Source organism: Enterococcus crotali (genome assembly GCF_000633635.1).
GTDB classification, from domain to species: domain Bacteria; phylum Bacillota; class Bacilli; order Lactobacillales; family Enterococcaceae; genus Enterococcus_L; species Enterococcus_L crotali.
Map to the genome: position 1 here is coordinate 214,504 of NZ_AYPQ01000004.1, position 25,143 is coordinate 239,646.

Consider the following 25,143-nt stretch of genomic DNA (forward strand, 5'->3'; position numbering starts at 1 on the left):
AGAGGTTAGCCTTTGAAGCTAGACAATTTCACTACAAATGCTTCATAGGGTTCTAATATTCTGTCCGAGAGCTCATCGTAGTCTTTTTCATTATTTGTAATAATCGTTTCAGAGGGGATTTTATCTAATGAAAATCGCTGTTCTTGATCAGAAAAGTTACAAACGATCAGCCAACTTTCACTTTGATAATGGCGATAATAAGCAAATACTTCTTCTGTGGTATTTTCTACTAATTCAAAACTACCCCAAATCATCAACGGATGATTTTTACGAAGTTCAATCAGTTTTTGATAGGTATAAAAGACTGAATTTTTATCTGCTAAAGCCTTGGCAACGTTGATTTGATGATAGTTTTTATTAACAGCAAGCCAAGGAGTGCCCGTTGTAAAACCAGCATTTTTAGTCTCGTCCCACTGCATCGGCGTTCTAGCGTTGTCTCGGCCTTTGGCGTTGATCGATGCTAAAATCTCTGTTTGACTATAGCCTTTTTGAAGTCGATCGGCGTACATATTTTTACTTTCAATATCTTCCGCTTCTGAGATATCTTGAATCACGCGATTAGTCATCCCGATTTCTTCCCCTTGATAAATGTAAGGAGTCCCTTTTAGCATGTGCAATAAAATTGCGAGCATTTTAGCACTTTGTGTACGATAGGTACGGTCATTGCCCCATCTTGAAACGATACGAGGTAGGTCATGATTGTTCCAAAAAAGTGAATTCCACCCTTGGTTACCGAGTTCGGTTTGCCATTTTGAAAATACGTTCTTTAGTTCTTTTATCTGTAACGGTCGTAAATCCCATTTGCTTTTTCCGGGTTGTTCATCTAAGCCGACATGCTCAAATTGAAAGACCATCGAAAGCTCATTTCTTTTAGGGTCAGAATATAATTTAGCAATTTCAGGCGTAGCACCCAAGTTTCGCCCACAGTCAGTAAATCTTTACCACCGAAAGTTTCGGCATTCATTTCTTGTAGATAATCGTGCAGTTTTGGTCCGTTACCAGTGATTTTTTGATCTGGAATTTTCCCGACAAGATCGATGACGTCCATTCGGAATCCGCCAATCCCTTTATCGATCCAAAAATTCATCATATCGTAAATTGCTTTTCGTACCTTTGGGTTTTCCCAATTCAGGTCAGGTTGTTTTTGGCTGAATAAATGTAGATAATATTCGCCTGTAGGTTCGTCTAATTGCCAGGCTGAGCCTAGAAATGTTGATTCTAAGTCATTCGGAATTTTCCCGTCACTGCCATCACGCCAAACGTAGAAATCGCGATAGGGATTATCTTTAGATGAGCGGGATTCGATAAACCAAGGATGTTCATCGCTCGTGTGATTGACCACTAAATCCATGATGATCTTTATCTCTTTTTGCTGTGCTTCATAAATCAGTTGTTCCATATCGGCCATCGTGCCAAATTCCGCCATGATTTGCTCGTAGTCACTAATATCGTAACCATTGTCGTCATTTGGTGAGCGGTAGACAGGGCTAAGCCAGATAGCACTGATCCCTAGTTTTTTCAAGTAGTCTAAACGTTGGATGATCCCAGCGAGATCGCCGATTCCATCACCGTTACTATCTTGAAAGCTCCGTGGATAAACTTGGTATACGACGGCTTCCTGCCACCAATGGTTGTTCGTTTTTAGATGATTCATTTTGTTCAGTCCTTTCCATTGTGTCTACTGATACGGCAAATCCATAAGGTGCCAGTTCAATGATGTTTTTATCTAATGATTGCATTTGTGTAGAGAATAAAACATGTTCTTTTTCAATATAAACAGGTGATTGTCCAGTATTGAAAATACTGCGGATCATTTTTCCTTCATGCTCGTACGCAACATCGAGAATTCCTGTTTGTTCATCGATTTCCTGCCAACGTAGTTTGCCTTCTGATAAGAGCGACTGATGTTCTTTTCTAAAGGCGATCAATGCCTTGACGAGGCGTACATGTCTAAATCTTGTTTGTCGGGTGTCCAAATCATACATTTACGACAATCTGGATCAGCTGCTCCGTCCATAGCGTATTCATCGCCGTAATAAAGACATGGCACGCCTTTTTGCAAGTAAGTGAAGGCTAGAACTTGTTTCATTAGCGCTTTGTTGTTTTGAGCGATCGTCAACAAGCGTGGTGTATCGTGTGAATCTAGTACGTTAAACATGATTTGGTTGGTTTGCTCACGATAGAGCATTAATTGATGGTTTAGTTCAGAAACCATTTTGCTTAATGAAATCGTTCGATAAACAAAGTAAGAAAGGATCGCATCAGTAAAAGCGTAATTCATGACCCCGTGAAATTCATCTCCTTGTAGCCATGCTTGAGAAGAATGCCAAATTTCACCTAAAATATAAATATCCGGTTTGGCTTCTGTACAAACATCATGGAATTTACGCCAAAAGCGATGGTCTACTTCGTTGCTACATCTAAGCGCCAAGCATCAATATCAAATTCTGTGATCCAATAACGAGCAATCTGCAATAGATAGTCTTGTACTTCTTTGTTTGACGTATTTAATTTCGGCATATGTGGTGTAAAGGCAAAAGTATCGTAAGTAATATCCTCTGAGAATTCAAAATTCTCTGTTGGCGTATATGTCACTGGGAATTTATGAATATGGAACCAGTTGGCATAAATAGAATTTTCTCCATTTTTGATCACATCTTGCCATTGAGGCGAGAAGTCACCCATATGGTTGAAAACAGCATCTAGCATGACCCGGATACCTCGTTTATGACATTCCTCAACTACTTTTTTAAAAAGTTCTTTATCTCCAAAAGCCGAATCGATCTCAAAGTAATCGATCGTATCGTATTTATGATTGCTCGCTGCTTGAAATAGTGGACAAAAATAAATACCATTGATCCCAAGATCCACTAAATGATCCAAATGATCTAAGACACCTTGTAAATCACCACCAAAAAAGTCATCACGTCCAGGATGTTCTTTACTGCCCCAAGGTAGAGTCCCTTTTGGATCGTTCTTTGTATCGCCGTTAGCAAAGCGCTCTGGGAAAATTTGGTACCAAATCGTTTCTTTGACCCATTGAGGGGCTTTAAAACGGTCTGCTTCGTGGAAATACGGTAGTTTAAAATAATTAGCAGCTGTTTTTAAAGTGGACTCTTGATAAGGAAAGAATCCATGGTCGCCATAAAATAGAACCGTTCCATCCATACCTTCTATTTTGAATGCATAACTTAGGCGTCTGAATGGAGCCGAAGTCTCAACAGTCCAATAATCATGTGTCGTAGTAGATAAGTATTTTTCCATTGGAATGGTTAAGTTGAACCATTCGCTGTGCTCAAGTTGATACGGATCACCGTTCAACAATTCAACTTTTTTGATATCCCCTCGGCCTGTTCTTAGGCGAATATGCATCTTGTTTGCTGTATATAAATAAGCATATTCACTTTCTGGTTGGTGGTGGATTGCTGCAGTATTCATCTAATTTGTCCCCCTGTGATCAACGTAGTATTTTTTCTAGTGATACGTTTCTAAAAACCACCCATATTATGCCACATAAGAAAAACGTTTTCAATCTATTTTTCGCAATCGATTGCATTTTGTTTCGTCAAAGTGTTTTTTTAGTGCAGAAAGAAGGAAAATCTTATAAACTGTTGCGTTCTAGAAATGAGAAGATTATAATCATTGTTTAATCAACGTTTATATATGTGGATATAGCAATGTTCTTGTTCACCTTTCTTGATTGAAATGAAAGTTTTAAACAAAAATCTTACATTTCTCTTGACAATTTACGCAATCGATTGCACAATGTAGGAGAATAGAACAGCAAATAATTCCTAGGAGGAACAAAAGATGAAAAGAAATATGAAAAAGCTTTTGACATTAGGGGTAACAATGACAGCGGCGGCATTTGCGCTTGCGGCTTGTGGCGGAGGTTCATCAGATAAAAAAGCTTCTGATGGAAATGAAAACGCTTCTATAAAATTGTGGGTGGATGTAGCCTTTGTAGATACGTATAAACCGTTAGTAGAACAATTTGAAAAAGAACACAAAGATTGGAAAGTGACGATCAAACCAAGTGAATCTGCCACAGCCCAAGAAAATCTAAAAAAAGATCCTAGTGCCGCAGCAGATGTTTTCATGATGCCTCATGATCAACTAGGTCAAATGGTAGATGCTGGGATAATTTATGCCAATACAAAATATGAAGATAGCGTTAAAGAAAACAGTACTGAAAGTGCGGTAGAAGCTGCAACGTATGACGGTAAATTATACGGGTACCCATATGGTGTTGAATCGCAAATTTTATACTATAACAAAGAAAAATTAGCCGAAGGTGATGTGAAGAGTTGGGAAACGTTGACGGCTAAAGGTAAATTAGGTGCGAACTTTGGAGAAGCCGGTGCAAACTATATTTTTACACCATTGTTTATGTCAAATGGTGATGAATTATATGGTAAAAATGGAGAAGATATCAAAGGAACAAACTTTAACAATGATAAAGGTGTAGAGGTCTTGAAGTGGATTCGCGCACAAAAAGATAACGCGGGTGTCGTTCAATCAAATGCTGACGCGCTTTCTAATCTAGGAAATGGTAAAATCGATGCCTTCTTATCTGGTCCATGGTCTAAATTGGATGTAGAAAAAGCATTAGGAGATAAGTTTGCGGTAGCGCCTTATCCAACGGTTGATTTAGGCAATGGTCCTGTTCAACAAAAAGCTTTCTTAGGAGTAAAATTATTCGGAGTAAATGCTTCGACGAAAAGCCCTGTAGCAGCAATGGCTTTGGCTGATTTTCTAACGAATAAAGAAAATCAACTAACTGTTTTTGAGAAAAATGGGACAGTACCTGCAAATAAAGAGGCTCAAACAGATAGTAAAGTAACTTCTGATCAAGTAGCAGAAGCGGTTATGACGATGAGTGATGCTGATCATTCAGTGGTGATGCCGAAACTTCCAGCGATGGTTTCTTTCTGGGGACCGGCTGATGCAGTGATCAACGATACGTACAATGGCAAAATTGCTGAAGATCAATACTTACCAAAATTGGATAAATTAGTTCAAGATACTAGTAAATCTGATAAATAATTTATAAAAACTGTCGTAAAAAATAGAGGCAGAGAGATCAGGGGAAGACTTAAAGGGTTTTAACTTGGTTTCTCGAGCCTCTTGATTTCAAAGAAGAACAGGAAGTGAAATGCTATGAAGCTAAAAGCAAAAGCCGATGGGCCGATTTCTTTTAGAGAGATGTTTAAAAAAGGAGACACATCGATCAAGCTTTCTTATATTTTTATGGGAACAGCCAATAGTTTAAATGGACAAATCATCAAAGGGTTGGCATTTTTAGCATTGCAGATAGGGTTTGTGGTGTGGTTGATTGTCAATGGTTTTCATGCATTGTCAATGCTGCAATCGTTGGGAACGAAATCTCAAGGTTGGGTCATGGATGAGTCACTAGGGATAGAAGTGCAACAGCCAGGGGACAATTCAATGTTGCTATTATTGTTTGGGATTGCTGCAATTATTCTTATTTTACTTTTTATTTTTCTATATATCGTAAATCTGAGAAGTGCACGTAAAATTTTTACATTAAAACAAGCTGGGCAGTCGTTGCCGACGTTAAAAGAAGATTTAAATAGTTTGTTGAATGAAAAATTTTATATTACGCTGATGAGTATTCCTTTACTAGGTGTACTAGCATTTACGATTTTACCATTGCTTTATATGATTTCTATTGCGTTTACTAGCTATGATCATAATCATTTGCCGCCTAAAAATTTATTTCATTGGGTCGGTTTTGCAAATTTTAGCAATGTGATTACAGGTGATATCGCTGGAACCTTTTTCCCGGTGCTTACTTGGACCTTGATTTGGGCTGTTTTAGCGACGGCTACGACGTTTTTCTTTGGTATTTTATTAGCGTTATTGATCAATGCAAAAGGAGTAAAAGGAAAAAAAGTATGGCGGACGATCTTTGTGATCACGATGGCGGTTCCGCAATTTGTTAGTTTGTTATTGATGGCGAATTTGTTTAACGGTTCAGGACCAGTCAATGCAATGCTGCAAAATTGGGGCCTGATTGATCAGCCGATTCCGTTTTTGACAGATGCGCTACTTGCGAAAGTCACCGTTATCTTTGTTAATATGTGGGTTGGGATTCCAGTCACGATGTTAGTTGCAACAGGGATTATTACGAATTTACCGACAGATCAGATAGAAGCGGCAGAAATCGATGGTGCGAACAAATTTCAAATTTTTAGAAATATTACCTTCCCGCAAATTTTGTTTGTGATGGCACCTAGTTTGATCCAGCAATTTATTGGGAATATCAATAATTTCAATGTGATCTTCTTGTTAACTGGTGGACAACCGGCGAATAGTAATTTTCACTCTGCAGGTGAGACGGATTTACTAGTAACGTGGCTATATAAATTGACTGTGACAGCCGCCGATTATAATCTCGCCTCTGTGATTGGGATCATTATTTTCGTTCTTTCAGCGGTCTTCTCGCTATTTGCTTATACACGAAGCAGTTCATTTAAAACGGAAGGGGCGTAAACAAGCATATGAAATCGAAAAAAAGAAAGAATTTAGTTTTGCATTATACGTTATTGACGATCTTATCGATCGTCTGGATCTTCCCGATCGTTTGGATTGTTTTGACTAGCTTTAGAAGCGAGGGCGGAGCGTTTGTAACGTATTTTATTCCGAAGCAGTTTACATTTGAAAACTATAAAATGTTGTTGACGAGCTCCACGTATCCTTTTGTGCAATGGTTTTTAAATACGTTGTTTGTAGCAGTTTGCAGTTGTATTTTATCAACATTGATCACAATTGCGATGGCGTATTCTTTGAGTCGTTTGCGTTTTAGAGCCCGTAAACCGTTTTTGAAATTAGCGTTAGTATTGAATATGTTTCCTGGTTTTATGAGTATGATTGCTGTGTATTATATTTTAAAGGCGATGAATTTAACTGGAAGTCTGTTGGCGTTGATTTTGGTTTATTCTTCTGGAGCAGCTCTCGGATTTTATATTGCTAAAGGCTTTTTCGATACGATCCCCATGGCGCTGGATGAATCTGCGATGATCGATGGAGCAAGCAAGTTTGAGATTTTTACGAAAATTACCTTGCCGTTGAGTAAACCGATCATTGTGTATACAGCACTGATGGCCTTTATGGCGCCGTGGATGGATTTCATTTTTGCGAAAATCATTTTAGGCGATAATGTTAATAAATATACAGTGGCGATCGGCCTGTTCACGATGCAGACGAAAGATAAAATCGATCAATATTTTATGGCGTTTACAGCAGGGTGTGTGCTGATCGCTGTACCTATAACGTTGCTGTTTATCTTTATGCAAAAGTACTATGTAGAAGGTATTACAAGTGGTTCTGTGAAAGGGTAAAAGAAAAAAGCATTTCCTTGGTGGAGATGCTTTTTTTATGTTTGTCTTTGAGTGTAGGCGGAGGTTTTTCCTTCAATCACGTTAGAAATTTCTATTGCTAGCTTTTCTCTGGAAATAGGATCATAGCTGTGGACAAGTTTTTTGATTCCAGGGATGTCTTTAAGTAAACGGATCATTGCTGCGCTAATAACGGAAAAATACCGTTGTTTATCTACAACTAAACTTGGATATATAATGACGTGTTGCTGTGGGTTTTCATTGATCGATTGTTCTGCCTGAAGTTTAGCATCCATGTATTTTCTTAAAGGAAATGGAGCGCTATTGGCCGATATAAACAAGAAGCGGGCAGATGGGTTGTGTGTATTAAGGTAATCTAAAATTAATTGAACTGGCGTCAAAATGAAGCGGTCATAAGTAATGTCTTTTTTAGGATGCTCAAAAAGAATCCCAATGGTATCGATGACCCAGTCTGTCTTTTGGACGCTTTATGCCATTGTGTATCGTTTAAGATGTCAGATTGAAACCAGTGGACTTTTTCTGACCAAGAACTTGATAGGTCAGCAGGTTTTCCTCTTCGTGAAATGCTTGTTACGTTATGCCCTCTAATGATTAGTTCTTCAGCGAGTTTTTGTCCGATAAAGCCGCTACCGCCAAAAATAGTTATATTCATCTAGTTTCCTACTTTCACTAAGTCATATAGCTAGTTTAGCATTATTTTTCAAAAGGGAAAAAGAAACAGGACGCTGAAGGGAGTTGCTCTCTTCGACGTTCTGTTTCTTTTTAGTTGATTGTTACTGCTACGCCAAAATGATCGCTGATAATAGGTGTTTGTTTTCCGTCAAAGACGATTTGATAATTAGAGATCACTAATTCTTGTGAAGTGAAAATATAATCGATGCGCAGTTTTTCTTGGTTTTTCCCCCAGCCGTCAATGGCTTTTTCAACGGTGTGTTCCCCGACTTTTTTCTTTGCTGCTAAAAAGCTGTCTTGCAACTGTAATGAACTAGCCAGGACAAGGTCATAGCCGGTTTTAGCGACCGAAGCTGGATTGTTGAAATCACCCATGAGCAATATTGGTGAAGCTGTGTGTTGTAATGCTTGCTCCGTTTGCTGCCACTCGTATGAAAAACCGCCAGTTTCTAGCCACCAAGAGTAATGACAACAGATGGCTGTGATTGGTTTTTCCGCTAATTTTGTTTGACCGATAAGTAGCACTCTGGTACGGTAATCATTCGGATTTTTTTTCTCAGAAACTACGACGGCTTTTGCTTGAATCGGCTGTTTGGAAAGAAGGGCAACGCYTCGTGGTAAATGTCGTAACCGATATGGTTGTATGCCCAGCTCCAGTGATAGTCGTGTCCTTGCTCTTTTAAATACTGGACCAACAGATGGGCAAAATTGTCTTCGTGAATGGGCTGTTGATTTTCAGTTGGGTGGAAGTTGTGTGTTGAAACGACAGGTAAACTGTCGATACGTTGGTTGACTTCTTGTAGTGCGATCAATGCATATTCTTCGTTGATGATTTGGTCCGCTAAGTGTTGTAATTTTTCTAAGGGGTTATCTTCTAGCCAACTGTGAGTATTCAATGTTAGTACGTTCATTGTTGTTCCTCCTGCAATTATAAAAAAGGATCAGAATAAAACTCTATGAGCTTTACGCCGATCCTATTTAGAATGTTCTTGATGTTAAATGTCTAAACGTCCGATGGCAGTCTCAGGTTTTTGATTGCCGACGTTATCTAAATGGAAGGCTTTGATCTTTTCGCCGTTTGTAAAGACAACGATCATAGTCGTTTGTTTACCTGCTGCTTTGATTTTTTCTAAATCAGCTGTGGCGATTTTCTCGCCGGCTGTTACTTTTTGTCCTTCATCGACTAGAATGGTAAAGGCAGATTCTTTCATTTCGATGGTATCTAGCCCCATGTGGACCAAGACTTCGATACCTTCGTCTGTTTGGATGCCTAATGCATGTTTAGATGGGAAAATGCTACTGATCACACCATCGATCGGTGCGTAAATCGTTTCGTCTGTAGGAATAACGGCAAAGCCGTCACCCATCATTTTTTGTGAAAAGACAGGATCGTCTACTTGATCGATAGCGATAACTTCACCATTGGCAACAGGCACGATCGTTTTTGTGAGACCAAGATAATCTGAGTTACTTGCTGTCGTAGTTATCGTTTCGGTTTGCTTAGGGGTAGGAATGGCAGCACCGGAATCCAGTAGATCTTGAATATCTGACTTTAACACATCAGCTTTTGGTCCGTAAACCGCTTGAACTCCGTTATCTTTAACGATCAATCCCATGGCGCCGGCTTTTTTCCAAGCATCCTCTGTGCCGACTTTCCCCTTATTTGTAACGCTGACACGTAAGCGAGTCATACACGCATCTACATCTACGATATTTTCTTTTCCACCTAGTAGATGAATGATATCGATGATTTGTGGGTCGATTCCGTCTGTGTTTTGACGGTTGCTTGTTGTTGCATCTGTTTGGCTGTCGTTATTATCATAGTTGCCGTTTCTACCTGGTGTCGCAAAATTGAATTTCTTGATCATGAAATTGGCAATGAAATAAGTCAGAACACCGAATGCGATAGTGCAAAGAACGAAATTTAACAGATCGCCGCCTAAGCCAGCTTTTATGGCTAAGGGCGTTCGGGTCAATAGTTCAATATTTCCAAATGAATGAACACGTAAAGCGACGATATCTGCCATAGCAAAGGCTGCACCTTGGATGATGGCATACACAACATAGAGTGGCACTGCGGCAAACATAAACATAAACTCTAAAGGCTCTGTAACCCCTGTTAGGAATACGGCTAAAGCAGCTGAGAGATACATTGATTTATAGTTTGAACGTTTATCAGGATCGACATTACGATACATAGCAAGCGTCATTCCCATCAAAATCCCAGAAGCACCGATCATTTGTCCAACTTTGAAACGTGCAGGTGTCCAGTTGGCTAAAACGTAATTGTATTGAGATGTATCGCCAGCTCCTTTTAGGTTGACTAAATCAGTTGCCCAAGCTAACCATAATGGATCTTGCCCGAATACTTGCGTTCCAGCTTGTGCGCCAGATAAGATTTCATAGGTTCCGCCTAATTGGGTATAGTTGATTGGGATCGTCAACATATGATGTAAACCAAATGGCAATAGTAAACGTTCTAAGGTTCCGTATAAAAATGGTGCTAAAACAGGTGCGGTATCTTGAGATTGCGCGATCCAAAGACCAAAATTATTGATGCCGGCTTGGATGTAAGGCCAAATAATGGCTAAAAGAATTGCAACGATCGTTGACCAGAGAATCACGACGAAAGGGACAAAACGTTTGCCGTTGAAAAACGAAAGGGCATCGGGTAGTTTGCGGTAATTGTAGTATTTATTGAAAGCCATCGCGCCAACAAAACCAGCGATGATCCCAACAAAAACGCCCATGTTTAAGGCTGGTGCTTCTAAAACACTGGTGAAAAAGCCTTTGACCATGATTTTCGTACCAAACAACGTGTGTGTGAATGCTTTGTCATCTGCTAGCATGTCGCTAGTTACACTGAAAACCGAACCAGTGATTCGATTGATCAAAATAAAAGAAAGACCAGCTGCGAATGCCCCACCTGCCCGTTCTTTTGCCCAACTACCACCGATCGCGAGTGCGAACAAAATATGCAAGTTGCTGATGACGCCCCAACCAATATTTTCAATAACACCACCAGTCGTTGCTAGAGCTGCCCAATCTGGATTGATCAGAGGGATCGTTTTACCGATACTGATCATTAATCCTGCGGCGGGCATGACGGCAATAACGACCATCAATGCTTTACCAAACTTTTGCCAAAACTCAAAACTTAGTAACTTTTTCATTTTTCTCTCTCCTTTGCAATATCAATGCAATCGATTTCGTTGAATGTAGTATAAAACAGATTACATTTTTTGTAAACCCTTAAATAAAATCAGCTCTTTTTTGTTCTTGATAAAACCATAGTATCATTACAGCGGACAAATATTCAACGAATAAGCAGCGGTGCGCAAAGAAATGTTTGACAATGCAATCGGTTGCGTTTATCATGATGTTAAGAAGCAAACCATTTACAGGAGGAGAGAAAATGAATCATTTATTTGAAATAGACCCATGGAAAATCGCCACGCATCAATTAGAACGTAATGAACGCCGTCTTCAAGAGTCACTAACATCAATGGGAAATGGCTATATGGGCATGAGAGGGAACTTTGAAGAACATTATACAGGGGATCATCATCAAGGAACCTATTTAGCTGGTGTTTGGTATCCAGACAAAACAAGAGTCGGTTGGTGGAAAAATGGCTATCCTGATTATTTTGGAAAAGTCATCAATGCCGTAAATTTTATCGCTATAGATATTTTTGTGAATGGGAAGGCTGTTGATTTAGGCGTACAAGAACCAAAGGATTTTTATTTAGAATTAGATATGCATAACGGGCTGTTAACACGGACCTTTATTCTTGAAAGTGAAGATACAAAAGTCAAATTCCGATTTGAACGTTTTTTGAGCATTGTGCAACAAGAATTAGCTGTTATTCGTGTCACGGTAGAAGTGCTGGAAGGAATTGCGGATATTCAAATCATCTCAAAAATCGATGGTGATGTTCGCAATGAAGATAGCAATTATGATGAAATGTTTTGGGAAGCGCAAGAATCTGGTTTTGAAGAAGCAATTGGCTTTTTAACGACTAAGACGATTCCAAATCCGTTTGGTATTGAACAGTTTAGTGTAACGGCTGCGATGAAACATGTAACAGAGGCCAAGGTTGGTGGGACTGAAACAGAACCTTTAACCGTACAACGATCATTTCAGGCAAATCTACAAGCAAACGAGTCAATCACGCTAGAGAAACAAGTCATTGTTTTGACAAGTCGTGATATTCCAGAAGCACAACAAAAAGAAAAAGCAATTCAATTATTAAATCAAACGACTAAAACGTTCGCTGAATTATTGGATGAGCAAAACGCCGCATGGGAAAAACGCTGGGCATTGGCAGATGTTGTGATTGATGGCGATGATGCAGCACAACAAGGTATCCGGTTCAATTTATTCCAATTATTTACGACCTATTATGGCGAAGATGAACGGTTGAACATTGGTCCAAAAGGTTTTACTGGTGAAAAATATGGAGGCGCGACCTATTGGGATACCGAAGCTTATGCCGTTCCTTTATATTTAGCGTTGGCAAAACCAGAAGTAACAAAAAATCTATTGAAATACCGTTATAACCAATTAGAACAAGCGAAACACAATGCTCGCCAACAAGGATTAGCAGGAGCGCTTTATCCAATGGTGACATTCACAGGAATCGAATGTCATAATGAATGGGAAATCACCTTTGAAGAAATTCATCGAAATGGTGCGATTGCCTATGCTATTTATAACTACGTAAATTATACAGGCGACAAAGAGTACTTAAAAAATGAAGGACTACAAGTCTTAGCTGAAATCGCACGTTTTTGGGCAGATCGCGTTCATTTTTCTAAGCGCACTCAAAAATATATGATTCATGGTGTCACAGGGCCAAATGAATATGAAAATAATATCAACAATAATTGGTATACGAATACGATCGCAACATGGGTACTACAGTATACCTTAGATAATTATCTTAAATATCAAGGGGAAACAACAGTTGATATTACAAAAGAAGAACAAGCACATTGGCAAGAAATCATCGAGAATATGTATTACCCATTTGATGAAGAGCTAGGTGTTTTTGTCCAACACGATACCTTCTTAGATAAAGAGTTAATGCCAAGAACAGCATTATCATCTGAAGATCTTCCGTTGAATCAACATTGGTCTTGGGATCGAATTTTACGCTCTTGTTTTATTAAGCAAGCAGACGTGTTACAAGGTATTTATTTCTTTGGCGAACGTTTTTCACGAGCAGAAAAAGAGCGTAATTTCTTGTTTTATGAACCAATGACCGTGCATGAATCTTCTTTATCACCAAGTGTTCACGCCATCTTAGCAGCAGAATTAGGGATGGAAGAAAAAGCAGTGGAAATGTATCAACGAACAGCCCGTTTAGATTTAGATAACTACAATAATGATACTGAAGATGGGTTGCATATCACGTCAATGACAGGGAGCTGGCTTGCGATCGTGCAAGGTTTTGCACAAATGAAGACAGCTGATGAGAAGCTAAGTTTTGCGCCATTTTTACCAAGTACGTGGACAAGCTATGCCTTCCATGTGAATTATCGTGATCGTTTGCTTTATGTGACGGTAGACCAAGAAAATGTTCGTTTACAACTGGTTTCTGGATCGGAATTATCCCTTACTTTATATGGGAATAAGCTGGTTTTAGCCGATGAATTAGTGATCAAGATGGAAAAGGTGAATGGCGATGTTTAAAGGAGTGTTATTTGATCTAGATGGTGTTTTGACCGATACAGCTGAATACCATTATCAAGCGTGGCAACGGTTAGGAAACGAAATCGGGATCACGATCGATCGTGCGTTTAATGAAGAGTTGAAAGGTGTTAGCCGTGAAGATTCATTAAGGTTATTACTAGCTCATGGTGGAAAAACAAATGACTTTACTGTAGAACAATTTGCTGAACTAGCAAAGCGTAAAAATGATTATTACGTAGAAATGATCCAACAAGTCAGTCCAGCGGATGTTTATCCAGGCATACTGAATTTGTTAAAGGACTTAAGAAAACAAGGAATCAAACTTTCTTTAGCCTCTGCTAGTAAAAATGGCCCCTTTCTTTTAGAGAAGATGGATTTGCTGCCCTACTTTGACGGCATTGCTGACCCTAGTGCGGTTGCAAAAGGAAAACCTGATCCGGAGATTTTTCAATTAGCTGCCAAAAATGTTGGACTAAAAGCTGCAGAATGTATCGGAATCGAAGATGCAAAAGCGGGGATTCAAGCCATCATAGCGAGCCTTGCCATACCAATTGGTGTAGGGCGTTCAGAAGATTTGGGGACGGATATCGCCCTGGTTTCTTCCACCAAAGAATTGACGTTTGAGTTCTTGGCGTCTGTCTGGCAATCAGCAAAAGCGAATATCTGATTCGATGTTTGTTCTAGTGGCTGATTTTGAAAGAAAATACGATAGCAACAAAGCATCAATCTATGGTATTATTTTCTACGATAGAATGATTTATTAATGTTTGTAGAATCAATCATGAAAGGAGGAGAATAGATGACAATTACTGTTAAAGATGTTGCTAAAAAAGCTGGTGTGGCTACTTCTACGGTTTCTAGAGTGATCAATGACCACTCTAGTATTTCAGATGCTACGAAGAAGAAAGTTTATAAGGTAATGGAAGAAATGGGGTATGTGCCCAATATTGCTGCTAGAAATCTTGGTAAACGCTCATCAGGAGCAGTGGGCGTGATTTTGCCACCTTTAGATTCTCGTGAGCGGATGGGGAATCCATTTTACTTAGAAATTATTGAGTCGATCAACGATGAAGCGCGTAAACACAGTATGACAACGGCGATCGCCACAGCGCAATCATTTGAGACGTTGCTAGAAAATGTTCAACTGATGCATCGCCAAAAACAAGTCGATGGATTCATTTTACTTTACTCAGATAAAGAGGATCCAGTCATCGATTATTTATTCGAAAATCAAGTTCCCTTCTCATTGATCGGTCAGCCGTATACAAATGAAGATAAGGTTATCTACGTAGATAATGATAATCAATTACTCGGAAAACATGCCACCGATTACCTGATTGAAAACGGGCATAAAAATATTTTATTTATTACGAATACGACGCATGAAAATGTCTATTATGAACGTTATTTTGGCTATCAAAAGGCAATGATGTTAGAGAATTTGACAGTCTTACCTTCAGTAGATATGGAAAAACCGGAAGACTATGTGGCTTTTGAACAGCTTTTAAAAGAAACGAAAGCCACAGCGGCAGTTGTGATCGATGACATTTTTGCGATGCGGATGATTCAATTAGCACAAATGTATGGCTATCGCGTACCAGATGATTTTTCGGTGATCAGTTTTAATAATTCAATTTATGCAACGCTAGTGCATCCTTATCTAACCAGTATTGATATCGATATCGCAGAACTTGGCAAAATGGGTATGCAAAAACTGATCGAGTCTCTGCAGGAAAAAGAAGCGACGGGTGTTCGGATGGTAATTCCACATAAGTTGATCAAACGAGAAACAGTCTTGTCTTTGTCTGATAAATAGGCTAAGTCCTATAGGGATCGCTGAAAACAAACTTGTTCATTTCTATGATTTTGAACAAGTTCGTTTTTTTTGTTGACAAAAAACGACTACAGTTGTAAACTCTAGTTGTTAAGTAAAAAGGAGAGGAAAAAAATGATAAGATCAATAACGGATAAAACGTTTCATCAAGAAGTCGATAAGGGAATCGTTTTAGTAGAGTTTTGGGCTGAATGGTGTAGTTACTGTAAAATGCTGGAACCAGTCTTAGAGGGCCTAGCTCAAGAGTACTCTTCAGATATTCAAATCAAAAAAATCAATGTTGAAACAAATGAAGCAACTCCTGCAAAATTTAACGTAATGAGTTTGCCGACCATGATTTTATTTGAAAATGGAGAAGCCAAGGAGAAAATCGTCGGATATTACCCAAAACAAGTGCTAAAAGACTACATTGAAGAAACGATTCAAAAATAAGAGGTTGACAAAGGATATAATCTGATTTATGATACAAGAGAAAACAAAACGACTACAATTGTAGTTTTTTAGAAAGTAGAAGATATTTATGATAATGAGTGAAAATGCTAGGAATACAAACAAACTGGCGAGCTTAAAGAAAGCTGTACACCCTAGATTTCAAATAAATGAGCACGTGACCCTATCAACAGGATACAGCGCAGGTATGCAAGGAATGACAGGAAAAATCACAGGCTCATATGATACAAGAGCATATACCGTTACCTATCAACCAACGAATGGGCAACCGTTAGTTGTTAATTATAAATGGATCGTCCAAGAAGAAATCGTAAATTCACCTAAAGAGAAACTGACCAACGGGAAAATGATTTTGTTAAAAGCGGATCATCAAGTCGGTATGGAAGGTGCCAAAGCGGTTATTGAGTCTTCAATAGATACGACAGTTTATAAAATAGAATATCCCGAAATACGGAATGAAAGAGTCGCTCATCAAGTTTGGGTGATCGAAGAGGACTTAATGCAGCCAAAGAATGGTTAGGAGGTAATGTTGATGACAGCGGGAGCGATACAACACATAACGGATGCAGAATGGGAAGTTATGAGAATTGTTTGGACGCAAGAGACAACCACAAGTAAAGAAGTGCAGCAATTTCTCAATCAAAAAATGGATTGGAAAATGACCACGATCAAAACATTACTCGCTCGCCTAGTTGAAAAGAAATTGTTATCTACTGAAAAAAGCGGTAATAAATATATTTATCGATCTCTAGTTGAAGAAAAAAGCAGTATCCAATCTGAAACTGCGGAGCTATTAGAGAAAATCTGTGCAAAAGAAGTTGGTGCAGTCCTTAAAACAATCATCGATGAAAGTCTGTTAAGTTTTGATGATATTGCACAATTAGAACGAGCATTACAAGCTAAAAAGGAAAACGCTGTGGAAGTTGTGGGGTGTAATTGTACACCGAATCAACATTCATAGAAAGTATAAACACAAATCTTATTATTAGAGGAGATGGGGAAAATGGAAGCAAAGACGTTTGATATAGAAGGGATGACGTGTGCATCTTGTGCGCAAACGGTCGAAAAGGCGACAGCTAAACTAGCTGGTGTGTCTAAAGCCACAGTTAATCTGGCAACAGAAAAATTAAACATTGAATACGATGAAAGCAAACTTTCAGAACAAGACATTCAAAAAGCGGTGTCGGATGCTGGTTATGAGGCATTAAGCAATGTTCAACAACGAACCTTTGACATTGAAGGAATGACGTGTGCTTCATGTGCACAAACGATTGAAAAAGCAACAAACAAATTAAATGGTGTGACAAAAGCATCGGTTAACTTAGCCACTGAAAAAATGGTCGTTGCTTTCGATCCAACAGTTTTGAATGTTTCCGATATTACCAAAGCAGTATCCGATGCTGGATATGGCGCAGTTGAGCAAATCGATTCAGCTGATACGGTCGATAAAGACCGTGAGAAAAAACAAAAACACATTAAAAATATGTGGCAACGTTTCTGGATGTCAGCGGTCTTCACAGTTCCATTATTATATGTAGCAATGGGGCATATGGTTGGGTTACCTTTACCAGCATTCCTAGATCCAATGATGCATGCCGATGTTTTTGCAACAGTTCAGTTGATCTTGACGATTCCTGTGTTGTATTTAGGTAGAAGCTTCTTTACCGTTGGATTTAAAGCCTTATTCAAAGGTCATCCTAATATGGATTCCCTAGTCGCTTTAGGAACAAGTGCTGCGGTAGCTTACAGTTTATATGGAACAGCAATGATCTTTGCTGGCGATCCGCAATTTACAATGGCACTGTACTATGAGTCTGCCGGCGTGATTTTAACGTTGATCACTCTAGGAAAATATTTTGAAGCAGTTTCAAAAGGAAAAACCTCAGAAGCAATCAAAAAACTGATGGGATTAGCTCCAAAAAATGCCCGTGTTTTCCGTAATGGTCAAGAAATGGAAATTCCAGTTGATAGCGTGCAATTAGAAGATATTATTGTTGTTCGTCCAGGAGAAAAAATTCCAGTCGATGGTGTTGTGATGGAAGGATCATCAGCGATCGACGAGTCCATGCTAACAGGAGAAAGTATGCCTGTTGAGAAAAAAGTCGGTGATAATGTCATCGGTGCAAGTATCAACAAAAACGGCAGCTTCCGCTTTAAAGCAACAAAAGTTGGTAAAGATACTGCATTATCACAAATCATTAAATTAGTAGAAGATGCCCAAGGATCAAAAGCACCGATCGCTAAAATGGCGGATAAAATTTCTGGTGTCTTTGTACCGATCGTTATGGTTCTATCTGTTTTAGCTGGTTTGGCATGGTACTTCTTAGGTCAAGAGTCATGGGTTTTTGCTCTAACCATTACAATTTCAGTGTTAGTTATAGCTTGTCCATGTGCGTTAGGTTTAGCAACACCAACAGCGATCATGGTTGGAACAGGAAAAGGCGCTGAAAATGGCGTATTGATTAAAAGTGGTGATGCACTTGAAACGACACATAAAATCCAAACAATCGTGTTCGATAAAACAGGAACGATCACAGAAGGAAAACCAAAAGTTACGGATATTGTAACAGCAAATGGGATGGAGCAAGATGAGTTGCTACGTTTAGCTGCTTCTGCTGAAAAAGGTTCTGAACATCCGTTAGGTGAAGCCATTGTCAATGGCGCTGAAGAAAAGAATTTGACATTTGCAACAACGGAAGCATTTTCAGCGATTCCAGGTCATGGGATCGAGGTAACGATCGAAGGTAGTCGTTTATTATTAGGAAATAAAAAGCTGATGGATGATCGCGCTATTTCTTTAGGAAATCTAGGCACAACATCTGATCAATTGGCAGAACAAGGGAAAACACCGATGTATATTGCAAAAGACGGTGAAATCGCTGGAATTATCGCTGTTGCAGATACGATCAAACCAAATAGTATCCCGGCAATCAAAAAATTACACCAAATGGGTATCGAAGTGGCAATGATCACAGGTGACAACAAACGGACAGCTCAAGCAATCGCCAAACAAGTGGGCATCGATCGTGTTCTAAGTGAAGTTTTACCAGAAGATAAAGCCAATGAAGTAATGAAACTTCAAAAAGAAGGTAAGAAAGTGGCAATGGTTGGTGATGGCATCAATGATGCACCAGCACTAGCACAAGCAGACATCGGAATCGCCATCGGTTCTGGTACAGACGTAGCAATGGAATCAGCAGATATTGTGTTGATGCGTAGTGATTTGATGGATGTACCGACAGCCGTAGAGTTGAGTAAAGCAACAATCAAGAATATCAAGGAAAACTTGTTCTGGGCATTTGCCTATAATACACTAGGCATTCCAGTTGCAATGGGTGTGCTTTATCTATTTGGTGGACCTTTATTGAATCCGATGATTGCTGGCGCTGCAATGAGTTTTAGCTCAGTATCTGTGTTGATCAATGCGTTAAGATTAAAAGGATTTAAACCTTCTGCACTAAAAAAGTAAAAAGAGTGATCAAGATAAAGGAGCGAGAATAGAATGGAAAAAACAGTTGAAATGACCGGTCTATCATGTGAAGGATGCGCAACTAACGTAAGAGAAAGATTTGAATCAGTAGCAGGGATTCAATCAGTATCAATCGATTTAAGCCGAAAAACAGCAACGGTTATTAGTGACCAGGTTGTGGACAAAGCAACGCTAGATCAAGCGCTAGCAGATACAAAATATAAAATTGTTAATGAATTAGCTTAAAAAGAAAAATAATGAAGAGTTGGTTTTCTAAGCTCTTCATTATTTTTTAACAAAAATGACTACGAATGTAGATGTAAAAAGGAGTATTATTCATGGATAACAATATTTACACAGACTATTTTTTTGACGACCCAGTTTTTGATACGAAAGGAGATAGTTATTTTCCTTTAGAACAAGCGGATTCTCCTCAAAATCCATTAGCTATCCCTCCGATATTAGTGCCGGATTCAGAATCCGACCTGTATACGACGTACACCATCACGTCACAAGAAGGGGAAACAGCTATTTTACCGGGAAAGAAAACTAAGACCTGGGGATATAATGCTTCTCTATTAGGAACGACAGTTATTTTGGAACGAGGTAAAACCTATGGCGTATCTTTAAAAAACGAGCTGCTGGAGACAACAACGTATCACTGGCACGGTCTGAATGTTTCCGGACCTGAGACCGACGGCGGACCCCATGCGCCAGTCAAGCCTCAAGAAACACGTGAAATTGAGTTCACCGTTGACCAGCCCGCATCAACGGCATGGCTGCATCCGCATCCTTGTCCAGATACGGCTGAACAAGTGTGGAAAGGTCTAGCTGCGATGGTGATCATAAAAGATGAGCAGGAAAGTAAACTGGCTTTGCCTCGGGACTATGGAATCGATGATATTCCAATCGTTTTACAAGACAGAAGCTACCACGATAATCAATTAGATTATCAAAAAGACTATAATGTAGATGGTACATTAGGCAAGTTTCCGTTGATCAACGGGACTGTGAATGCCTACTTTGACGTGACAACTCAACAATTACGATTGCGTTTGCTGAATGGTGCGAACCGTCGAGAATTCCGCCTGCATTTTTCTGATGATCTACCTTTTTCGCAAATTGCCTCTGATGGCGGTATTTTGCCAGAGCCGATCACATTTACACATCTTATGTTGACTTGTGGAGAAAGAGCAGAGATCATCGTTGATTTCAAAGAGTATTCAGTGGGAGAAGAAGTGATTCTTTATAGTGATGATCGTCCGCTAATGACGTTTAGAATAGGTGAATTCGAAAAAAATCAATGGACCGTTCCAGAAAAATTAATAGAAGTTGAACCGCTCAAAATAACTGACTCAACGAAGCTGGAAGAAACAGTGATGTCTGGGATGAAGGATTTTGTTAAGATCGATGACAAAATTTTTGATATGAAACGAATGGATAAACAACAGAAGATGGGAGAAACTCAAATCTGGGATGTATCGAACATCAACCCAGCAGATGTAGGGATGATCCATCCATTCCATATTCACGGAACACAATTTCAAGTCATCAGTAGAAATGGTCAACCACCTTATGCAAACGAACGTGGCTGGAAAGATACAATTGGTGTAAATGCACAAGAGACAGTCAGAATTGCAGTCAAATTTGATGTTCCAGGTATTTTTATGTATCATTGTCATATTTTAGAACATGAGGATACTGGCATGATGGCGCAAATAGAAGTGATCGATGGGGAAAAGGATCGTTAAATGAGATAGAAAAGTGAAGGATCTGAGCGATAACATTTCGTGTTATGGCTCAGATCCTTCAAGTGCAATAATTACGGAGGCAAACATAGCTTACTTCTTGAATTTAACTATTTTTAGCAGACGCTTTGGCGGTGTCATTTTGTTTTGTTAGAGGGATCGTTATTCCCTGACAATCTGTATATAAAATCTTCTCAAAATTATTTAGGTCCTTATAGATAAACGTAATCGACTCATTGATTTTTTCTGTCGCAAATACGAGTGTTTCATTGCTTGACTGAACTAGTTTGAGTCTGAATTTATAATTTATTTCATATAGTTTAGGCACGATGAGAAACAAAGAGTCTTTTTGTACGACAATTTCAAAAAGAGTAGCATTTGCTGTTTTGTAATAGCCGACAAATTTTTCTAAAGGAACAGCCTTCGTGATTGGTGAGAGAGGAGTAGCTGGTGCAAAGTCACTGTCAAATTTCAATCGGGCAATTTCTTTAGTGATTGTTGTCACGGGTATAACATCTAAGTTACTGAGCAAGATGATCGTTAAATCTTCCTCTTCAAATTGTTTGATCGAGCTAACAAACCCACTAATATTACCAAAATGCTGACGATAACGATGGGTATTGAGATAGGCGATATCCCAACCACAAGCATAACTGTCTTGATTGACCGTGAACAGTAAGGTTGTTAAGTGCTCAGGAATCAGTTGGTTTTTTCTGATTGCTTGATCCCACAGATACAAATCCCTTGTAGTTGAGTAGAGTCCATAGGCGCCTAATGGAAATGAATTATTTGTCTGCGGCGTATTGATTTCTTTCTCCCAATAACTATAACTAGAAGCTAAATTCAAAATAATATCTGTTTCATTCATGCATCCTGTGCTTGTCATGTTTAACGGCGTAAAAATTTCTTTTTCTAAGAACTGTGCATAAGTTTGTCCCGTAATCACTTCAATTATTTTTGTCAAAACTAAATAACCAGAACTAGAATAGGAAAACTGACTACCGGGTTCAAATTCAAGTGGCAACTCTTTAAACAAATCCAGCATATCATCTAATGTCCAACTGAGCCGCATCGTAGTTTCCCAAAAATGATCGAATGAAGCAAAGTCAGGAATGCCAGATGTACAAGTCATACAATGGTAAATCGTTATTTTTTCACCATTTGGGAAACCGCTTAGATACCTATCGATAGAATCATCAAGCGACAGCGCGCCATGCTGTTGTAAAATCAATAATGCCATAGAAGTAAAGGCTTTTGTTAATGAGCCGATTTGAAATTTAGTATCTGACGTATTGGCAACATTGTACTCAATAGAAGCTGATCCAAAACCTTGTTCCAATAAGATGCCAGTTTTATCTGCAATGAGTAGACTCCCTTGTAAGTATCCTTGTTGTTCATAAGAATCTACGTAGTTGTCTAGTTTCGTTTTAAAATCCATTATTTCCTCGCTTTTCTTTTGGCGGTTCCTCGTCAGAAAAAAGTGCAGAAAGTTCTTTATGCAACGTCCACACATTCTGCTCTAAATTGCTCATAATTGTGATCTGTAAATTCAATGAGCGATTGTATGAGGAGATAAATGAAATACCAGGATCATGTCCTTGCATGTATGGAAACGCATGCTGATCCTTTTTAGCAATCCAAAAACCGTAGCCATAATGATCTGTTGCTTGTATCGTGTGCATCATATTAACTGCATGCTCTGAAATAATTTTCCCACTAAAGAGTATCTGCCAAAAACGTTCTAAATCTTTTAAAGTCGTGAAACAGCCACCTGCGCCAGTTCCTTTGACATCGATACTATAGATATTGGAATAATAGTCAGCTGTTTCATCGTCATAAATATAGCTGTTGGCAACGTTGCCTGGTAGTCGATCCAAGGCAAAATAGCCAGTGGAAGTCATACCAGCTGGTTCGAATAGTATGTGCTTTAAATAGCAGTCAAAAGCTTGACGCGTTACTTCTTCGATGATCATAGCCAGCAGCACATAGCCTGTATTATTGTATTGAAATTTTTTACCAGGAGCAGCCACCATTTTTTTATCAATAAACAAAGGGAGTAAGTCATTGTTTTTGCGTATCTTATAATTAGGAAAGTCTTGCCAAAGATCAGCATAATCAGAAATCAGCTCTTCATCGTAGTAATCCCCAATTCCAGATGTGTGATTTAATAATTGGTGGACAGTCACATTTGGATCGATATGGGGCATCTGTTTTGAAAGAATATGCTTGATTGGCTGGTCGATCCCAATTTTCTTTTCTTCAATCAATTTCATGATTGCAACAGCGACGAAAGTTTTACTGCCAGATGCGGTACAAAAAATCGTCTCTACATTATTCTTTATTTGATTGGGAAGATCCCGATAACCGTAAGCGGCACATAATAGTGATTCATCATTGGAGGTAACAGTGACAAAGCCACTAAAATCATTAGGGATAGATTGCTTGATGTTCATAGGCAAAGCTCCTTTGTATTGGATCATATAGAATATTCCTTCAGTGAAATCAGTTTATCATTAATTGGCAACTAAATGTCTTGTTTTTACTATTTTCTGAGTTTTTCAGCAGAAAATTTCGAATATAGAAAGGCGGATGATGCTCCTTTGGAAATCAAGCATTGCTTATAAAAGCGATTACAGATACAATAATAAATAGGAGTATATTCAAGTAGCGTACAAAGAAGGAGGAGAAAAAATGGTAGAATTTAAAGCGAAGTACGGCGAGTGGGGGATTATTTTTGGTGCCACAGATGGTGTTGGTAAGGCAATGGCTAAGTCCCTAGCTGAAAGAAAGCTAAACGTTGTGTTGATTGGTAGAAGAACAGAAGCGTTAGAGACTTTAGGCACAGAGCTTGTTGAAGAATATCAGGTAGCTTATCAAGTTATAACAGAAGATCTATCCACTGATCAGGCGATCGAGCGAATCATTGAACAAACAAAAGGTCTGGACATTGGTTTTGTTTCCTATGTGGCTTGTTTAAGCGTATTTGGTCCATTTTATGAGCAAACGTGGGAACAAGAGCAGCAGATGATCAACATCAATATTATTTCGTTTATGAAGTATTTCCATTATTATACAAAATTATTCAAAGAAAAAAATCGTGGTGGCATCATCAATATCGGTTCAATGTCTGGCATTACTGGGGCACCGTATATTGCTCAATATGGTGCAGGTAAATCATTTATCAGTAAGATGACTGAAGCTGTGGCATTTGAAATGTTAGATACGGAAGTAGATATTATGGTGCCGATTCTAGGTTCAACAATTACCCCAAGTTTCTTAAAATCATTGCCAGATACAGAGGCTGGAAAAGCTGCGTTAGCTGCTGCGATGACGCCAGAAGAATGTATGGAAGAAATTTTTGAAAACTTTGGAAAAACCCGTTCGATGATTCTTGGCGATCTTAATCGAGAAAATGCTAGAGCTATGGCAAATCAGACTTCTGATCAAACAATTGAATTTGTTGGAAATCTGTTTAAATAAGTTAAGTATATCTGCAACTCAAGCTAGAGTCTGTGTTATCATAGACAAGATGAGAAGTGATTAAATAAAATTAAGAGAAGGAAGTGACACTAGCAAATGAATACGTACCAATTAATATTGATTATGCTCCCGCCGCTTCCCGGAGATAGATGTTTTTTTTCAACCTTGTAATGTAATTGATTAGCTGAATGAGCTAGCTTCTCGGAAAAAAGATAAAACCTGAATGAGGCTAAAAAGCGCCTCAGTCTTGTTTTCCTATTTTTCAATCGAAGCTATACGAGCCCATTTCGCTTTTATATCTAGCTGTATGGGCTAGCTTCTCGGAAAAAAGATAAAACCTGAATGAGGCTAAAAAGCGCCTCAGTCCTGTTTTTCTATTTTTCAATCGAAGCTGTACGAGCCCATTCCGCTTT

At 38.9% G+C, this 25,143-nt stretch carries 17 protein-coding genes and 4 pseudogenes; 13 read left to right on the forward strand and 8 right to left on the reverse strand.

Annotated elements, in window-relative coordinates:
* Positions 1-5: 5 nt before the first annotated feature.
* The 3 genes and pseudogenes from V192_RS22915 to V192_RS20020 form a co-directional block, all read right to left on the reverse strand.
* On the reverse strand, positions 6-254 hold the full coding sequence (locus tag V192_RS22915; protein ID WP_476729616.1) for an alpha-glucosidase C-terminal domain-containing protein: 249 nt from the start codon (positions 252-254) through the stop codon (positions 6-8).
* Between the two features lie 48 nt (positions 255-302).
* A pseudogene (locus tag V192_RS22235) lies at positions 303-1,654 on the reverse strand (alpha-glucosidase); the annotation flags it as partial.
* Positions 1,575-3,438 (reverse strand): annotated as a pseudogene (locus V192_RS20020) (glycoside hydrolase family 13 protein). The pseudogenes V192_RS22235 and V192_RS20020, both read right to left, overlap by 80 nt.
* Before the next feature lie 372 nt (positions 3,439-3,810).
* On the opposite strand from V192_RS20020, the gene V192_RS0111300 reads away from it, so the two are divergent.
* The 3 genes from V192_RS0111300 (at position 3,811) to V192_RS0111310 (ending at position 7,364) form a co-directional block, all read left to right on the forward strand.
* Complete coding sequence (locus V192_RS0111300) at positions 3,811-5,046, forward strand: extracellular solute-binding protein (protein ID WP_025871805.1); 1,236 nt, start codon at positions 3,811-3,813, stop codon at positions 5,044-5,046.
* Positions 5,047-5,160: 114 nt separating this feature from the next.
* Positions 5,161-6,516 carry a carbohydrate ABC transporter permease gene (locus V192_RS0111305; protein ID WP_025871807.1) on the forward strand — a complete coding sequence of 452 codons (1,356 nt, stop codon included), beginning with the start codon at positions 5,161-5,163 and terminating at the stop codon, positions 6,514-6,516.
* A gap of 8 nt (positions 6,517-6,524) precedes the next feature.
* Entirely contained in the window at positions 6,525-7,364 is an 840-nt protein-coding gene (locus V192_RS0111310) for a sugar ABC transporter permease (RefSeq protein WP_010772099.1), read from the forward strand.
* A 35-nt stretch (positions 7,365-7,399) separates the two neighbouring features.
* Here the strand turns inward: V192_RS0111310 and V192_RS20025 are convergent.
* The 3 genes and pseudogenes from V192_RS20025 to V192_RS0111325 all read right to left on the reverse strand — a co-directional run bounded on the left by V192_RS20025 (position 7,400) and on the right by V192_RS0111325 (position 11,227).
* A pseudogene (locus tag V192_RS20025) lies at positions 7,400-8,034 on the reverse strand (NAD(P)H-binding protein).
* 110 nt (positions 8,035-8,144) lie between these two features.
* Positions 8,145-8,965 (reverse strand): annotated as a pseudogene (locus tag V192_RS20030) (endonuclease/exonuclease/phosphatase family protein).
* 84 nt (positions 8,966-9,049) lie between these two features.
* Positions 9,050-11,227, reverse strand: coding sequence for a PTS transporter subunit IIBC (locus tag V192_RS0111325; protein WP_025871813.1), 2,178 nt, complete (start codon positions 11,225-11,227; stop codon positions 9,050-9,052).
* Positions 11,228-11,409: 182 nt separating this feature from the next.
* Between V192_RS0111325 and V192_RS0111330 the strand changes: the two genes are divergently transcribed.
* The 9 genes from V192_RS0111330 to V192_RS0111370 all read left to right on the forward strand — a co-directional run bounded on the left by V192_RS0111330 (position 11,410) and on the right by V192_RS0111370 (position 21,253).
* Complete coding sequence (locus tag V192_RS0111330) at positions 11,410-13,749, forward strand: glycoside hydrolase family 65 protein (RefSeq protein WP_275574537.1); 2,340 nt, start codon at positions 11,410-11,412, stop codon at positions 13,747-13,749.
* Entirely contained in the window at positions 13,742-14,416 is a 675-nt protein-coding gene (gene pgmB / locus V192_RS0111335) for a beta-phosphoglucomutase (RefSeq protein ID WP_025871819.1), read from the forward strand. Before V192_RS0111330 ends, pgmB begins: the two co-directional genes overlap by 8 nt.
* Before the next feature lie 132 nt (positions 14,417-14,548).
* A complete protein-coding gene (locus tag V192_RS0111340) occupies positions 14,549-15,565 on the forward strand; it encodes a LacI family DNA-binding transcriptional regulator (RefSeq protein WP_025871821.1) in 1,017 nt (338 codons plus the stop codon).
* Between the two features lie 132 nt (positions 15,566-15,697).
* Complete coding sequence (gene trxA, locus V192_RS0111345) at positions 15,698-16,015, forward strand: thioredoxin (protein ID WP_025871823.1); 318 nt, start codon at positions 15,698-15,700, stop codon at positions 16,013-16,015.
* Positions 16,016-16,190: 175 nt separating this feature from the next.
* Positions 16,191-16,553 (forward strand): DUF1541 domain-containing protein, encoded by a 363-nt coding sequence (locus V192_RS0111350; protein WP_158001102.1) that lies wholly within the window; start codon positions 16,191-16,193, stop codon positions 16,551-16,553.
* 12 nt (positions 16,554-16,565) lie between these two features.
* The gene (locus V192_RS0111355) at positions 16,566-16,994 is read left to right on the forward strand and encodes a CopY/TcrY family copper transport repressor (RefSeq protein WP_025871828.1); all 429 of its coding nucleotides are present in this window, start codon (positions 16,566-16,568) and stop codon (positions 16,992-16,994) included.
* Between the two features lie 42 nt (positions 16,995-17,036).
* Positions 17,037-19,502, forward strand: coding sequence for a heavy metal translocating P-type ATPase (locus V192_RS0111360; RefSeq protein ID WP_025871830.1), 2,466 nt, complete (start codon positions 17,037-17,039; stop codon positions 19,500-19,502).
* A 33-nt stretch (positions 19,503-19,535) separates the two neighbouring features.
* Positions 19,536-19,748 carry a heavy-metal-associated domain-containing protein gene (locus V192_RS0111365; protein WP_025871832.1) on the forward strand — a complete coding sequence of 71 codons (213 nt, stop codon included), beginning with the start codon at positions 19,536-19,538 and terminating at the stop codon, positions 19,746-19,748.
* A 92-nt stretch (positions 19,749-19,840) separates the two neighbouring features.
* A complete protein-coding gene (locus tag V192_RS0111370; RefSeq protein ID WP_025871834.1) occupies positions 19,841-21,253 on the forward strand; it encodes a multicopper oxidase family protein in 1,413 nt (470 codons plus the stop codon).
* A 103-nt stretch (positions 21,254-21,356) separates the two neighbouring features.
* Here V192_RS0111370 and V192_RS0111375 read toward each other — a convergent pair whose 3' ends face one another.
* Together V192_RS0111375 and V192_RS0111380 are read right to left on the reverse strand one after the other, a co-directional pair.
* Positions 21,357-22,688 carry a serine hydrolase domain-containing protein gene (locus V192_RS0111375; protein WP_025871837.1) on the reverse strand — a complete coding sequence of 444 codons (1,332 nt, stop codon included), beginning with the start codon at positions 22,686-22,688 and terminating at the stop codon, positions 21,357-21,359.
* Positions 22,678-23,703 carry a serine hydrolase domain-containing protein gene (locus tag V192_RS0111380; RefSeq protein WP_025871839.1) on the reverse strand — a complete coding sequence of 342 codons (1,026 nt, stop codon included), beginning with the start codon at positions 23,701-23,703 and terminating at the stop codon, positions 22,678-22,680. Before V192_RS0111380 ends, V192_RS0111375 begins: the two co-directional genes overlap by 11 nt.
* A gap of 238 nt (positions 23,704-23,941) precedes the next feature.
* On the opposite strand from V192_RS0111380, the gene V192_RS0111385 reads away from it, so the two are divergent.
* Positions 23,942-24,730, forward strand: a complete 789-nt coding sequence (locus V192_RS0111385) for a 7beta-hydroxysteroid dehydrogenase (protein WP_025871841.1) — start codon at positions 23,942-23,944, stop codon at positions 24,728-24,730.
* Positions 24,731-25,143: the final 413 nt, after the last annotated feature.